Genomic DNA, 14,011 nt, shown 5'->3' with positions numbered 1-14,011 from the left:
GGACATTTTGCAAGATTTTTTACAAAATATCTGATATTTTAGATTACCGAGACCTGAGCTTGCGGTGACTGCTGATAGCTTTCTATCCTAACGGTTTTCCCCGTCCGGCAGGAATTTTGTATTGCTTCAATGACTTGAAGCGTTCTCAGCCCCTCCCACCCAGAGACAATCGGCTCTGCCTTGTGGCGTGCCACATCAACAAAATGCCTGAGCTGATTGACCAAAGGGTCCGAAGCCCCCTTTTTCAGAGCCGTTGACGAGATCGGAGTCCACCAATCCCGTTGCCCGCCCGGATAATTCCAGAGCCGAAGGTCAGGGACGGATAAGGACCCATGAGATCCCCCGATCATATAACTGCTTTCCGTGGTTGATGGGTAAATCGGATATTCCTGGGACGTCATCTCCCAACTCCACGGGGCAACGATGCTGTCGGACACGGTTATTGTCCCGATCGCGCCACCCTCGAATGTCAGCAACGCCCCAGCCACATCTTCGTTGTCATATCCGCGTTGCGATGCGGCGGACTGCGCCTGTACGGTCACGACCTCTCCGGCCAGATAGCGCAGAAGATCGACGTCATGGACCAGATTGACCGAGATGGGCCCCGCTCCGGGTTTCTTGCGCCAGGGCGCGGACTCAAAATACGCGTCTGGCTTGTAAAACCAGCAATTCGCATGAACCGCGCGAACATCGCCGATCTTCCCGTCTGCAATCGCTTCCTTGGCGGACTTGATCAAAGGGTTGTACCGTCGATGATGCCCGACCATGAGCGGCACATCTGCCTTCGCGGCCTCTTGTACCAGCTCAAGCGCTGCATTGGCTTCGACAGCAATCGGTTTTTCGACCAGAACAGGGCACCCGTGTCGGACGCATGTCAGCCCCTGCTCAACATGCAACGTCGTCGGGGTCGCAAGCACAGCGCCGTCCGGTGATTGGTGGGCAAACATATCCTCAAGGGTCTTGTAACACGCGACACCATGCTCGGCGGCATAGGCACGGCCCTCGTCGCTGGGATCGACGACCGCCACAAGATCGACATGACGCAACGCCCGGATCGCGTCCGCGTGGCGGCGTCCAACAAGGCCAATGCCAATAATGGCAATGCGAAAGTTCTGAGACACTGTGTTTCCTTCCGGAGGGTTCGGACATCTCCGAAACCTGAATGTTCAACCGAGCAGCGTTGCCCAACTTGACCGCGACCGTATTGGGGTTTTTGCGATTCCGCAATAATGTATGATATTTTTATTTTTACCATACATCAGTTTGGATTGCTGATACCCCTGAAAAATGCTAATTGAGCGAAGAAACCAAGAATATCGGGTGAAACGCATGGCGAAGCAGCCGTCTACGATAGGTGCAAGCACCTATCAGCGCATCAAGCGGGATATCATCTTCGGAGAGCTGCAGCCCGGCTCCAAACTGAAGCTGGACGCCTTGAAGGAACGCTATTCGGCAAGCCTGTCGACTCTTCGGGAAACCCTGAACAGGCTTGCCAGCGACGGATTTGTCGAAGCCCCCGAACAACGGGGTTTCCTGGTCACGCCGGTCTCTCGCGAAGACCTGACCGAGATTTCAGAGCTTCGGGTCCTGTTGGAATGCCACGCTTTGGAGTTGTCCATTGCGAACGGTGATACGGATTGGGAAGGCAACCTTGTTGCCGCTCATCACAAACTGCACCTGATGGAACAGCAGCTACTCAAGGGCGACGAGTCCGAGAAAGAAACCTGGAAACGATATGACTGGGAGTTTCACCAGGCGATGATCGCGGCCTGCAACTCCAGGAACCTACTTTCTCTGCACTCGATCATCTACGACAAGTATTTGCGGTATCAGATGCTTGTGCTGACCTATCGCGGCGAAGAGGCCGTCAAAGAGCACAAGGGCATGTTCGATGCGGCATTGGCCCGAGACGCTGGCACCGCCAAGAAGCTGTTGGAAGATCACATCCGCAACGGTCTCGCACACACGCTGGAGGCTATGTAGGGCGGCATGCGGATAGCGTGCTTCGACCTCTTCAGGTCGATTTGGCGGAGACAGTCTTGAAACTCTACAGCGATATCGAGAAGTTTGTGGACGGCCCAAAGCGGCCGTTCGATCTTGCTCGCTAACGTTGCCCGCGCAATCCGCAACAAGGGCATTCGCTCCGCTTGATCGATTTAGGTTGCGGAAGAGGTCAGGACGGCGAGACGGAACGACCGTTCGTTTGGTGAAAGCGAACGGTCAGGCTGAAGCGAGATGAACACTGCATCGCTAGAGCCCCGTGTCGTAGCTGGTCAGTCGAAAGCTGTTTGGTTTGACCAGTTCGCCCATGGCCGCGAACTCGTCCGCCCAGCTTTGTGCTTGCGCGTTCAGGGTCTCCATATCAGGGCGATTGGTCCAATAGTTTACGCAAAGCCAAATACCGTTTTCACCTTGGCCCACGGTACGGTAGAGGAGCGTGTCGTTCTGGTTCATTTTTTGCGTGATGGTCTCAAAAAACGATCGAACATCCGTGGGGTCTGCGCCGTCGGCTTGTTCAAACAACACGATCTCAACATGTTTCGGCACACGCAGATCATCCGCACCTACTTTCTGGGTCTTTCCTCCCTTCAATCGCCTGAGTGGCATCTGCAAAGCTGTCGGACGGTCGTCGGGTTGGGCCAGCGGCATGCCGTCAACAGGCCGCGCGCCAAAGTAGAGATGGCCGGCTGAGACATAGAGCACCTCATATTCTGTGGTAGGCGCATTCGCCGCTATCCCCATGACTGAGCATCCGGTTTCAAACACGTCCTGCTCATTGCCGACGGACCACTCTTCAGGTCCACAAGCGCCCGTCTCGGCTGAGTTCAGAAACCCCGCGAAGCCTTCCAACTGCGGCGTGATGGTCAGATAGTCGTTGACGATCAGATCAACATTAAGTGCGCCCTGCGCCACTTCGGATGCCCCTAGGATGTTGACGTCACCGCCAAACTTCAACTCCAGAAGCGGTGCGGAACAGTTGGCATCGGAATAAGTGGTGAAATGCGCATCGATGCGGCCGGGTGCAAACGTGATCGAACGCTTAAGGTACCAAGGTGCGACGCCATCCTGCCCGACCTGTGGGCGCAGTTCGCAAGCAATGCTTTCCCAAGTCCCGTTAAGATCAAACGCTCTATCCTGTGCCAGGGCAGGTGTGGCCAGTACACTGGCAGCAAGGAGGCAAAGTGTTTTCGAGGCCAGTTTCACAGTCTTATCCCCTCTCGGCTCATGATACTGCAACGCTGACAGAGCAGATGACATGAATCAAATCGATGAATACAATGCTTGCATGAGCAAGATTAATGGAAGCCTCGCAGCCCTCGACTTGAACCTGATCACCGCATTGGATGCGCTTCTGGACCGACGATCCGTTTCGGACGCAGCTTACGCCGTAGGTCGCACACAGTCTGCAATGTCGCACAGCCTTGCGAGATTGCGCGACCATTTTCGCGATCCGATTCTTGTTCGTGACGGATGGGCGATGCGGCTCACTCCATTCGCCGAAGAGTTGCATCCCCGTGTAACAGCCGCGGCCGAAGCCGCAAAACTGATGTTCACAACCGATTTCGAGTTTGACCCTGCTACGACCACACGCCGCATTCGTGTTGCGACGCCGGATCTTTGCACGTCGCTGTTCACGGATTTCATCGGCGACATCGCGAACGCGGCTCCGCTCGCTTCCGTTGAGTTCCTTGAAGGGAACATTGCGCGGCAGGCCGTTTTAAGCTCCAAGGCAGACATTGGTTTGGGCTTTGGCCGCCAAAAATCGGACACGAACCTGGTTCTGCACAGAATTGCGCCACTCGAGTGGTGCACGTTCACGCCCGAAACGCATGAATACAGCCGGAATCCGACAACAAAGGTTTGGAGCGCATCTCGACATGTCCTTGTTGGATTAGGTGGTGTGCAAGAAGGGCCGGTCGAAAAGATTCTTCGAAAACACGGCATCGATCGCCATGTCGTTTGCTACGCATCAAACTTTTCTGCTGCGCTAAACCTTGCTTCGGAGACAGATGCACTCATAACGACATTGCGCGCGCCGTTCGAGAAAACAGCACGGCTTTTGGGGATGTTGGCCCAACCAACTCCGTTTGCGATGCCTCAAGCGACGGCCACGCTGATGTTCCGTGCCGATCACGGGAATCCGTTTTCAATCTGGTTGAAGAAGCTCTGCCTGGGCGCTGTTTAGACGGTGTTCGCACACGGCCAACATTTGGTGCATTGGGGTCAACCGGAGTGGGCGCATCAATGAAGTTAAAGCAACCGCTCTCCAACTGCGAAATGGTGGGTAGGCCAGCTCCAATTGTGCGAATTTCCATTGAGGTCGCTTCGCACGAGGCACTGTAAACTTCCTGTGGATTTTACCTGGGGGCAGTTGAAGATCCTCGAACGACGACAGAACCTTCAATCATAAGATCTTCATCGAAAACGTTCTTTCCATCCAGCAGGCGGGTTACCGCTGCGTGGCAAAGTTCCATTGCAGGTTGTGAAACGGTCGTCAGGCGGGGGATTACATGCAGTGCAAGGTCAATGTCGTCAAACCCGACCACTGACAGGTCATCGGGCACTCGTAATCCAAGATCGTTTGCTGTTCGCAATGCACCAATTGCCATCTGATCATTTCCGGTTGCTATCGCACTTGGTCTGGGCGTTTCAGATTGGGTGAGAACCTGCCGCGCAAGTGCCTCGCCGCTGTCATAGTCAAACGTGCCTTCCAGTACATTAAGTGCCACATCGTCAGCACTCGATGCGAACCGTTCGACGGCTTCGACAAAACCCTGTTTTCTAAGCCTGCCAACTTCGGTGTCTTGTGGACCGGCCAGGTAGGCTATCCGTCTATGGCCAAGATCAAGCAGATACTCGGCCGCTTTTGCGGCCGATGCGGAATGATCGATACTCACAAGTCCCGCGGTGCCGAAGCGACGGTCCAGAGACACGATCGGGATGTCAGAGTTCCCCAGTGTGGCGTTGCTGGAATCGTTTGTTGCGACAATGACAAGCCCGTGCAGCGACTGTTCGAGCAATGCCGAGATCTGACGTGCTTCTGTTTCCGGATCGTCCATGGTTGTTGTCAGCATCACGGTGTAGCCGCGCGCTGACGCCTCTTTTTCGATCCTCATCGCCAGCTTTGCAAAGAACGGATTGGTGATATCCGGAACAACAAGTCCAATCACATTCACCTTCTTCGTGCGCAATGCGCGCGCGGCCTGATTTGGCTTGTAGCCAAGATCCTCGACCGCCTTAAGAACCTTTTCCCGTCGCGCTGGTTTTACCGTGCTGTCATGCGACAGAACTTTCGACACCGTCCCGACCGAGACCCCCGCAAGCCTGGCCACATCTTTTACTGTTGCCATATCCGAACCCGATTTAGCCTGGCCGAGTAGTTTACGGCCACAGTTGGTATTCTCAACCATTTGCCAAACAGTGGGAATATGACCTTTTCCTGAAACTTTCCAGTTGGTGTTTGAAGGGCGCGGATGTTGACGCCCCGCGCTGCGTGGTTGCAAACGCCGCTGCATCCATTGCGGTTACTATGGCCTGATCGATGGTCTCTTTGGCGGCCAATCCGTGTGCAAGGGCACCGTTAAAGCAATCACCAGCTGCAACAGTGTCGATTGCGGGAACATTCGGCGCGGTCATCTGACCGTCCTCGCCATCAATGCACCAGGCGACACCCAGCCTGCCCATTGTAACTATCGCGCCCCGCCGCACCGAAGAACACAGCGCGCGCGCGGCGATGCGTGCCTCATCCAGTGTGGTTGGCAACGTTCCGAGAATGAGGTGCGTTTCATGCGTGTTGGGTGTGATGATGTCGAAGGCATTCAGGATCGATTCACTCCAGAACGGAACGGGCGCGGGCGCGGGATCCATGATGACCAATCCTCCGGCTTCATGCGCAATGCGCGCGGCGGCCAGAGATGCAGAGATCGGAACCTCGTTTTGAAGCAGCACAACAGTACTTTGCCGCAGGGCATCCGCGTGGCGTTCAACCATCTTCGCGTCCATGACAGCATTCGCCCCTTGCGAAAGACGAATGATATTCCCTCCATCGGGTCCAACATCGATAAATGCCATGCCCGAGGATCGATCCGGCAACTCGGCAACCCGCAATTCGACGCCCGCTGCCCGAATGTCGGCAACGGCGTCGTGGCCAAAACTGTCTTTGCCGACGGCGCCGATCATCGTCACCTGACTGCCCAGCCTTGCAGCGGCCACTGCCTGATTGGCACCCTTGCCGCCAAGTGTGATCTGGGTGCTGCCCGCCGCGACCGTCTCGCCCACTCCGGGCCAGCGCTCGAGATACGATGTCAGATCGACATTGATGCTTCCTACAACAGAAATACGGGTCAAAACGCCACCCCGCACACCAGAATGACATTTGCGAAAGGTGTCGTTTCACCTGTGCGAATGATTGCCTTTGCCTGTGATGTTCGCGCCTTGAACTCTGCATGGGGCAGGACGGATTGTCCTACCGCCGCCCCATGATTGGCGGGCCAGACGGTCAGCAGGTCAGTGATCTTGCCGGTGACTATCGTGCTGGCTTCGGTCGTAAGTATCGCGTGTTCCACAATCAACTCACTTCCCAGTGCTGTCAGGACCTGCTGCAGATCGGGCACGCCGGCCGTCACAGCAAGGTCGATTATGGGTACGGCCCTAGGGTGTGGCAGCCCTGCATCTGCCACCACAACTTCATCGAGGTGGCCAAGCTCGGCGACGAGGGCACTCAGGTGCCGGTTCAGGAGGACGCCGCGTTTCACGCCGCCGAATACTTTGCGCGATAATGATCAAGAATGACCGCTACCACGATGACAACACCGGTGATCATCTGCCGCATGAAGTCACTCAGGCCGATCAGGATCAGACCATTGGCCAAAACGCCGATGATGATGGCCCCCAAAAGCGTTCCGATGACTGATCCACGACCACCGCTTAGGCTGGTGCCACCAATGATGACGGCCGCAATTGCGTTCAGTTCGAACCCAATTCCTGCAATCGGAGAGGAGATGTTCAGACGTGCCATATATATGATCGCTGCTATCCCGGCGGTCATGCCACAAATCGAAAAGGCTGCGACCTTATACCAGAACACGGGATGACCGGCCAGGCGCACGGCCTCTTCATTGTTGCCGATCCCATAGATCAGACGCCCGAAAACGGTGCGGTTCAGCACGAACCATGCAACTGCGACCAACCCAAGCGCAACCAGAAAGACCACCGGCACGCCATAGATCAGTTTTGAGCCAAACTCTTCGAAGGCAAACGGAAAAGAGTAGATCGTTTGCGCGTCTGAGATCTGAAGCGCTGCGCCCCGGGCAATGTTCAGCATACCCAAAGTGATGATGAAAGAGGGCAAAGCCCAATAGGCACTGATGGCCCCATTCAAAACCCCACACAAGGTTCCCGCCAGAACACCGGCCAATACGGCCAGAATGATCAGCTCTGTTTCGCCAATTCCGGGCAGTGTGATGGCTTTGCCTGCCACAATGGCGGCGAAGGCCATGACGGACCCGACGGACAGATCGATGCCGCCGATCAGGATCACAAAGGTCATTCCAACGGCCAGGATCAGATTGATCGTAATCTGCGTCAGGATGTTGGTGATGTTATTGGCGGACAGAAAATGTTCGCTGGCAATCGAAAAGAAAACCACGATCACAAGCAGGGCCAATCCGATACCTGCATTGTTGACGATAGATCGTAAAGACACAGCGTTCTCCCTTGATGCAGGCGGAATTGATTCAATCGTGCTCATGCCGTTTTCCTTTCAGTGTCGCTCTGCTGCCCGTAGGCGAGATGCAGAATTCGTTCCTGTGAAAATTCCGTCCGTTCCAGGCTGCCCTGAATGCGGTGATTGGCCATGACGAGAATACGGTCCGCCAGTGTAATCAGTTCGGGCAGTTCCGAAGAGACAACGATCATGGACATACCTTCGGACACCAGATCGCGCAGGATCGAGTAGATTTCTGCCTTGGCACCAACATCGACGCCGCGTGTCGGCTCATCCAGCAATAGAATGTCGGGATTCCGTGCAAGCCATTTTGCCAAAACGACTTTCTGTTGGTTGCCGCCGGACAGGCTGGAGGCCGCATCCGACAGTTTCCCGTATTTCAAATGCAGTCTGGCACCGCTTTGGGTCGCCAGTCGTCTTTCTTCGGCAAAATCCAGAAGCCCGCGCTTTGTTACCGAGGCCAGATCAACCAGCGTCGTGTTTGCCGCTATCGGCATATCGAGGATCAGACCTTCTTCTTTACGGTCTTCCGTCACGAAACAGATCCCTGCCGAGATTCCATCCCTTGGGCCTTTGATTTTCAACGGCGCACCTTCGCGGAACACTTGTCCCGACACAGTTGGATCGGCCCCGAATATGGCCCTCAGAACTTCGGTGCGTCCGGCACCCACCAATCCGGCAATCCCAAGAATCTCGCCCTTGTGCAGATCAAAAGAAACGCCGTCGGGCCCGGGATTGGCCATGGTGCGCAGGTTTTGAACCGAAAGGGCGATGTCGCTGCTTTGTTTGACCTCGCGCGCATGCGAGGCGTCGACCTCCAACTCGCGCCCGACCATATACCGGACAACGTCCGCCGATGTTACGTCTGATATGTCTTTGGTCACGACCGTCTGACCATTGCGGAACACCGTGACACGCTCGCAAATGGCAAAGACCTCTTCCAGATGATGCGATACGAACACGACGGTTACGCCCTTCGCCCTGATCCCGGCCACGATCTCGAACAACCGCTCGGTTTCGCGCTCGGTGAGCGTGGCTGTCGGCTCGTCCAGAATAAGGATGCGGCTTTCGCTTTGCAGGGCGCGGGCGATTTCAACCAACTGCCGATGCGCAATCCCAAGTGTTCTTACGGGGGTCGAAACGTCGATGTCACTTAGCCCGATTGCATCCAGTGCCAGCCGAGCCCGGCGCTTCATTTCGCCCCGGTCCAGAATGCCAAACCGTTTGCGCGGCAGATGTTCGATCGAGATGTTTTCTGCGACGCTGAGATCGTTGAGCAGATTGAACTCCTGATGAACCACCTGAATTCCGGCTGCTTTTGCGTCATGCGGGTTTGACGGCTTATACGGTTGCCCGTCCAGTTCCACCGTGCCTTCGTCAAAGGGGTGGACGCCGGAAAGCACCTTGATGAGGGTCGATTTTCCGGCGCCATTCTCGCCGACAAGTGCGTGGACCTCGCCCGCGATCAGGTCAAAACTTACCCCGTCAAGAGCATGCACGCCGCCAAAGGATTTTCTCAGGTTTTTGACAGTCAGAAGTGAGGTATCAGCGCGCATTGGATCGACCTTGTTCAGCCAGAGTGATGGATGCCCGATTGGAGGGGTAACGGGCATCCGCGAGAGTTCCACCTTATTTGGTAACCAGCTCGATAGGTGTCTTGACCCACCCTTCCAGTTGCGGCCCACCGGCGATGACTTCGAGGGCCAGATCGATCGAGTTCGCGGCCATATCGGCACCAAACTGATCCACCGACGCAAGCAAGCGACCATCCTCGATCATCGGAAGAACCGCCGGGATCGCGTCAAATCCGACCACCAGAATGTCGTCACGCCCCGCAGATTCCAGCGCCTTGACCACACCGATGGCCATCGAGTCATTGGCTGCCATCACGCCCTGAATATCGGGGTTTGCCGTCAGCATGGTCGAAAAAACCTGGTTGGCTTCTTCGGTTTCCCAATGCGCAGTGCGGCTGTCGAGCAGGTCAAGCTTGTATTCCGCAACCGAGTCTTCGAAGCCCATGCGCCGCTGATTGGCATTGTCTGCACCGGGGTTGCCTTCGATGATAACGACCTTGCCACCCTCGCCCAGAGCTTTGCCCAACGCATCACCCGCCAGTTTCGCCCCGCCGCGATTGTCCGGGCCGACAAAAGCCAGTTCCACGCCCTGCTGTTCCTTTGCGCCTTCGTCCAGTGCGACGTCAAAATTGACCACAATGATTCCCGCTTCCATCGCGCGTTTCAGCGGGCGGACCATCGCCTTGGAATCTGCCGGGGCAACGACGATTGCATCGACGCCCTGCGTGATAAAGTTCTCAACCGCATTGATCTGGGATTCAAAATCCGTCTCGTTCTGCATCCCGACGGCAATCAGTTCATAGTCGCCACGCTCGGCAGCGTGCGCCTCTGCCCCAACCAGCATGTTTTGAAAAAACTCATTGGCCAGCGACTTCATGATCAGGCCAACGACCGGTTTATCGTCAGCCGCCGCCATACCTGCGGACAATAGAATTCCGGTCGCTGCCGCAGCAGCGAATTTCATGAGCTTCATAAGAGCCTCCCTAGGTTTTCAGCTTGTTCGGAAAGGCAATCTTTCACGCCGATCCACCGTCTTTATACGAAGCCATCGAATCGCTTTTCTGTCAATATGAAACGTTTCATAATTGAATATTCAGGACCCGCCGATAACATTTGCCGCGCGTTTTGGAAAATTTACCTTATTATTTTCAACTGCTTACCGACCGTTCGCCACGCAGCGGATTTATGACGACTAAAAACGACGGAACCAGGGACCAACGCCGAAGCGCAACGATGATTTCCGCAGCCGAAAGGCAACAGAAGCACTTTCCGAACATTTCGTGAAAGCAATGATTCGCCATCGAAACCGTCGCGAAATAAGTGCTAAAACAACTTTGTTTTCTGGCGCTCGGAATCGCAGGTTTTGATACCGTTGCCCCGCGGTTGTGAACCGCCAAGCCGATCCAAGCAACGTTGATGATGCCTCGCTTTACAGTACGTGTGTGCACACTGTTTCAGCGCCACTCCCGACAATTGTTTGAGAACGGACGATCTCAAATTTCAAGGCCTGCATTTAGCCGGCCTTCAGTGTCGCAAAAATGTATTCGTTTACATTTTTATGTAATCGTATACATTTTGAACAAAGAATCATCGAAACTGGGAGGAAAAACATGAAAAGGTTTGTCACAGCCAGTGCGATCGCTACCGCGATTTCTTTAGTGCCAATAATGACATACGCACAATCGGAAGTGGTTGTTTGGGTTGCCGGGGAACCCGGGCAAACAAATATCTACGATGATCTCGCCGAAGCCTATAATGCGCAGAATTCGGATGTTACGGTGGCAATCGTCAAGAACTCTTCCGACCTGTTTAACCCTGCTTTGATCCCCGCCCTTTCGGCTGGCGAAGGGCCTGATCTTTTCTCGTTTGGAACCGGCCCGGGTCAACCGGCGGCCCTTATTGCAGGCGGTCTCGTTGCCGATCTGACAGATGCCTATTTCGCAAATGACTGGAGCACGACAATCCCCGAAGGCATCGTGGTGCAGACATCAAGCGACGGTAAACTTTGGGCCTTTGGGAACGAGGTCGAGACGACCGGTATGTTCTACAACAAGGCGATTTTTGACGAACACGGAATTTCCGTGCCCACCACATGGGCTGACATGGAAGCCGCCGTGGCAAAACTGCAAGAGGCGGGCTTTGATACACCCATTGGTCTCGGCGCTGCCGACAAATGGCCCGTGTCGCACTGGCAGTCCATGATGTTTGGTCGCTATGCAGGTCCCGAAGGTATCGAGGACGTTCTATTTGGCGACGGCGCATGGACTGACGAGCCCTTTGTGGCTGCCTCGGCAAAACTGCAAGAGATGGGCAAAGCGGGCTGGTTCGGGCCGACACCGGTTGCAATCGGATATGGTGAACTGATGGACCGGTTTTGGGCCGGTGAAGTGCCGATGACCTTCACCGGACCTTGGGTGATCGGAGGCGGAACCGAGGCCGCAGGTGATCGCATCGACGACTTTAGCGTCTTCGCCGTGCCGCCACTTGAAGATGGCCAGATAATCCACCCCACCAACTCTATCGGCAGTGGCTGGTACATTCGCGAAAGCTCTGACAACAAAGACGCCGCGATTGACTTCATGAACTACATGTTCGCGTCGCAAGAAGGTCGCGTCGCGCTGCTGAACGCCGGCACAGTTCCGGTCGGTCCACTTGATCAGGCGCTGAGCGAGGCCCAGATGCCCGCGTTGGCCGTGGACATCTGGAAAGCATCGGACGATCACGCGGCAAACGGATCCGTTCCGGCGTTTCTGGACACCATCACACCGGGAAGCCTGACCACGGTTTCTTATGATGGGCTGCAAGCCCTGCTTCTGGATGTCATGACGCCCGAAGAATTCACTGCGGAAATGCAATCCGCATGGGCCGCCGCGAAGGAAGCCGGTGAAATCATGCTGCCCGGTGGCATCGCCGAACGGTAAGGCCTTTCGGCAAAACGCCGGTCCATGGGCGCCGTGCCTGTGGACCGGCGCACTCCCAAAGAACCACTCGCATTAGTCGAAGGTGGAGCCATGTTTCTCGACCCGGATTCCAAATTAGCGCAGCGCCTGAACCCTGTTCTGTTTCTGCTGCCCGCGCTGACGATCTACATCGTCTTTGCGATCTACCCGACCTATTCGGTGCTGGAATATTCCTTTACCGATTGGGACGGAATCAGCCCCGAGCGGAATTTTGTCGGGTTGGAGAACTATCAAAAACTGTTCTCTGACAAGATCTTCTGGGAGGCTTTTCGGAATACATTTGTCTGGTCCGGCGTGATCATCGTTATCAATGTCGGTCTTGGCCTGGTGATTGCCGCTATGCTCGCGCGGGTTTGGAAAGCGCGATTGCTGATCCAGACATGCATCGTTCTTCCGGTCGTGATCTCTCCGATGGCCGTCGCCACGATCTGGCGGTGGATGTATCAGCCGACAGGTGTCATCAATCAGGTGCTTGAGAATATCGGGTTGGGGGCTTTCGCCTCCCCCTGGCTGGGCAGCCCCGATGTGGTGTTATACGCGCTGGCCTTGGCACATAGTTGGTCGACAATCGGGTTGAGCGTCATCATCTTCCTTGCCGGACTTCAGGCCGTTGACGAGGACCTGTACGAAGCCGCGCGGGTCGATGGCGCAAATCCGTTGCAATCCTTCCGCTATGTCACTTTGCCCGCCCTGAGGCCTGTGACGGCTGTGGTCTTTATTCTGACACTCACGCAATCGTTCAAGGTCTTCGACATCGTCTGGGCCACAACTCAGGGTGGCCCGATCCGGTTCAGCGAAATTCTATCGACCTACATGTACAAACGCGGGGCGCTGGAGAACCAGTATGGCTATGGGTCGGCCATTGGCGTCGCGCTGCTGGTGATCGTCAGTATTGCAACGATCATCTACATGCAGATTCAGAACAGAGAGGATCGGTGATGGGACGCTGGATTCTGCTGTTCATTCTGGGCGTCATCGCTGTTGTGATGGTCTCTCCGCTCATTCTGACGGTCTTCACATCGCTCAAGCCCACGACCGAATTGGTGAACCCGCCGTGGTATCCGCCGATCAGCCTGACCTTCCAGCATTATGCGCGCGTTTGGACCGATGGTGGCTTTAGCGTGTATTTCTTCAACACCCTGATCATCTCGGTCGTTGATGCTGTCGTCATGATCTTTATCGCCTCGCTTGCGGCCTATGCCATGGTTTTCATGGAGTTTCGCGGCAAGGTGGTGCTGCAAATCCTGTTCCTGATTGGATTGATGATCCCTGTGACGGCCATTGTCCTGCCGCTTTTTCAAATCGTTCGGTCCTTTGGCCTTCTCAACACCCATCTGGGTGTCATCTTCGCGGACCTTGCCCTGGCCGTGTCGGTTTTCGTCTTCATGTTCTCATCGTTTTTTCAGGGCGTCCCCAAGGCGCTGCACGAAGCGGCCCGGATCGACGGTGCGACCGAGTTTCAGATTTACCGCCGCGTCGTCATGCCGATTGCCACACCCGCAGTGGTCACAACCGCACTGCTTGAGTTTCTCTGGAGCTGGAACGATCTGTTGCTGCGACTGCTTCTGTTGACCCAGGACGAAATGCGCACGCTGTCGGTGGGTCTGTTGAACTTTCAGGGGACCATGACCCGCGACGTGACCGGATTGTCCAGCGGTACCGTGATCATGGCGATCCCGGTCGTTCTTTTGTTCCTGTTCTTCCAACGCCACTTCGTGCGCGGCATGACCGCGGGCGCGGTGAAGTGAGGC

The 14,011-nt window shown here is 55.5% G+C and carries 13 protein-coding genes; 5 read left to right on the top strand and 8 right to left on the bottom strand.

Annotated elements, in window-relative coordinates:
• Window positions 1-38: 38 nt before the first annotated feature.
• Window positions 39-1,121: a Gfo/Idh/MocA family protein gene (locus ACR0C9_RS00170; protein ID WP_480780108.1), complete on the bottom strand. Its 1,083-nt coding sequence runs from the start codon at window positions 1,119-1,121 to the stop codon at window positions 39-41.
• A 208-nt stretch (window positions 1,122-1,329) separates the two neighbouring features.
• Here ACR0C9_RS00170 and ACR0C9_RS00165 point away from each other — a divergent pair, with 208 nt between their 5' ends.
• On the top strand, window positions 1,330-1,983 hold the full coding sequence (locus ACR0C9_RS00165) for a GntR family transcriptional regulator (protein ID WP_170622700.1): 654 nt from the start codon (window positions 1,330-1,332) through the stop codon (window positions 1,981-1,983).
• Window positions 1,984-2,250: 267 nt separating this feature from the next.
• Here ACR0C9_RS00165 and ACR0C9_RS00160 read toward each other — a convergent pair whose 3' ends face one another.
• The gene (locus ACR0C9_RS00160; protein WP_170456548.1) at window positions 2,251-3,204 is read right to left on the bottom strand and encodes a hypothetical protein; all 954 of its coding nucleotides are present in this window, start codon (window positions 3,202-3,204) and stop codon (window positions 2,251-2,253) included.
• 52 nt (window positions 3,205-3,256) lie between these two features.
• Here ACR0C9_RS00160 and ACR0C9_RS00155 point away from each other — a divergent pair, with 52 nt between their 5' ends.
• Window positions 3,257-4,186: a LysR family transcriptional regulator gene (locus tag ACR0C9_RS00155; protein ID WP_480780107.1), complete on the top strand. Its 930-nt coding sequence runs from the start codon at window positions 3,257-3,259 to the stop codon at window positions 4,184-4,186.
• Window positions 4,187-4,358: 172 nt separating this feature from the next.
• Here the strand turns inward: ACR0C9_RS00155 and ACR0C9_RS00150 are convergent, their stop codons facing one another.
• From ACR0C9_RS00150 to ACR0C9_RS00125, 6 genes are read right to left on the bottom strand one after another with little or no spacing between them, the layout of a single operon-like run.
• Complete coding sequence (locus tag ACR0C9_RS00150; protein WP_480780106.1) at window positions 4,359-5,411, bottom strand: LacI family DNA-binding transcriptional regulator; 1,053 nt, start codon at window positions 5,409-5,411, stop codon at window positions 4,359-4,361.
• Complete coding sequence (locus ACR0C9_RS00145) at window positions 5,404-6,348, bottom strand: ribokinase (RefSeq protein ID WP_480626430.1); 945 nt, start codon at window positions 6,346-6,348, stop codon at window positions 5,404-5,406. The genes ACR0C9_RS00150 and ACR0C9_RS00145 overlap by 8 nt, the downstream gene beginning before the upstream one ends.
• Window positions 6,345-6,755 carry a D-ribose pyranase gene (rbsD, locus tag ACR0C9_RS00140; protein WP_170456563.1) on the bottom strand — a complete coding sequence of 137 codons (411 nt, stop codon included), beginning with the start codon at window positions 6,753-6,755 and terminating at the stop codon, window positions 6,345-6,347. The genes ACR0C9_RS00145 and rbsD overlap by 4 nt, the downstream gene beginning before the upstream one ends.
• The gene (locus tag ACR0C9_RS00135; protein WP_480626431.1) at window positions 6,752-7,705 is read right to left on the bottom strand and encodes an ABC transporter permease; all 954 of its coding nucleotides are present in this window, start codon (window positions 7,703-7,705) and stop codon (window positions 6,752-6,754) included. Before ACR0C9_RS00135 ends, rbsD begins: the two co-directional genes overlap by 4 nt.
• Before the next feature lie 41 nt (window positions 7,706-7,746).
• Window positions 7,747-9,339 (bottom strand): sugar ABC transporter ATP-binding protein, encoded by a 1,593-nt coding sequence (locus ACR0C9_RS00130; RefSeq protein ID WP_480626432.1) that lies wholly within the window; start codon window positions 9,337-9,339, stop codon window positions 7,747-7,749.
• A gap of 16 nt (window positions 9,340-9,355) precedes the next feature.
• Entirely contained in the window at window positions 9,356-10,273 is a 918-nt protein-coding gene (locus ACR0C9_RS00125) for a substrate-binding domain-containing protein (protein ID WP_480780105.1), read from the bottom strand.
• Window positions 10,274-10,967: 694 nt separating this feature from the next.
• Between ACR0C9_RS00125 and ACR0C9_RS00120 the strand changes: the two genes are divergently transcribed.
• From ACR0C9_RS00120 to ACR0C9_RS00110, 3 genes are all read left to right on the top strand, one after another.
• On the top strand, window positions 10,968-12,221 hold the full coding sequence (locus tag ACR0C9_RS00120) for an ABC transporter substrate-binding protein (RefSeq protein WP_480780104.1): 1,254 nt from the start codon (window positions 10,968-10,970) through the stop codon (window positions 12,219-12,221).
• 90 nt (window positions 12,222-12,311) lie between these two features.
• Window positions 12,312-13,199 carry a carbohydrate ABC transporter permease gene (locus ACR0C9_RS00115; protein WP_480780103.1) on the top strand — a complete coding sequence of 296 codons (888 nt, stop codon included), beginning with the start codon at window positions 12,312-12,314 and terminating at the stop codon, window positions 13,197-13,199.
• Entirely contained in the window at window positions 13,199-14,008 is an 810-nt protein-coding gene (locus ACR0C9_RS00110) for a carbohydrate ABC transporter permease (protein WP_480582933.1), read from the top strand. Before ACR0C9_RS00115 ends, ACR0C9_RS00110 begins: the two co-directional genes overlap by 1 nt.
• Window positions 14,009-14,011: the final 3 nt, after the last annotated feature.

This window comes from Ruegeria sp. C12 (assembly GCF_056537745.1).
Note: the sequence above shows the minus strand (reverse complement) of the source record. Positions and strands in the feature narration are given on the sequence as shown.

Excerpts from the sequence above, each read along its gene's own strand:
- ACR0C9_RS00165 (WP_170622700.1), top strand. The coding sequence starts at position 1,330 with ATGGCGAAGCAGCCGTCTACGATAGGTGCAAGCACCTATCAGCGCATC.
- ACR0C9_RS00155 (WP_480780107.1), top strand. The coding sequence starts at position 3,257 with ATGAATCAAATCGATGAATACAATGCTTGCATGAGCAAGATTAATGGA.
- ACR0C9_RS00150 (WP_480780106.1), bottom strand. The coding sequence starts at position 5,411 with ATGGTTGAGAATACCAACTGTGGCCGTAAACTACTCGGCCAGGCTAAA.
- ACR0C9_RS00130 (WP_480626432.1), bottom strand. The coding sequence starts at position 9,339 with ATGCCCGTTACCCCTCCAATCGGGCATCCATCACTCTGGCTGAACAAG.
- ACR0C9_RS00125 (WP_480780105.1), bottom strand. The coding sequence starts at position 10,273 with ATGAAGCTCATGAAATTCGCTGCTGCGGCAGCGACCGGAATTCTATTG.
- ACR0C9_RS00120 (WP_480780104.1), top strand. The coding sequence starts at position 10,968 with ATGACATACGCACAATCGGAAGTGGTTGTTTGGGTTGCCGGGGAACCC.
- ACR0C9_RS00115 (WP_480780103.1), top strand. The coding sequence starts at position 12,312 with ATGTTTCTCGACCCGGATTCCAAATTAGCGCAGCGCCTGAACCCTGTT.
- ACR0C9_RS00110 (WP_480582933.1), top strand. The coding sequence starts at position 13,199 with ATGGGACGCTGGATTCTGCTGTTCATTCTGGGCGTCATCGCTGTTGTG.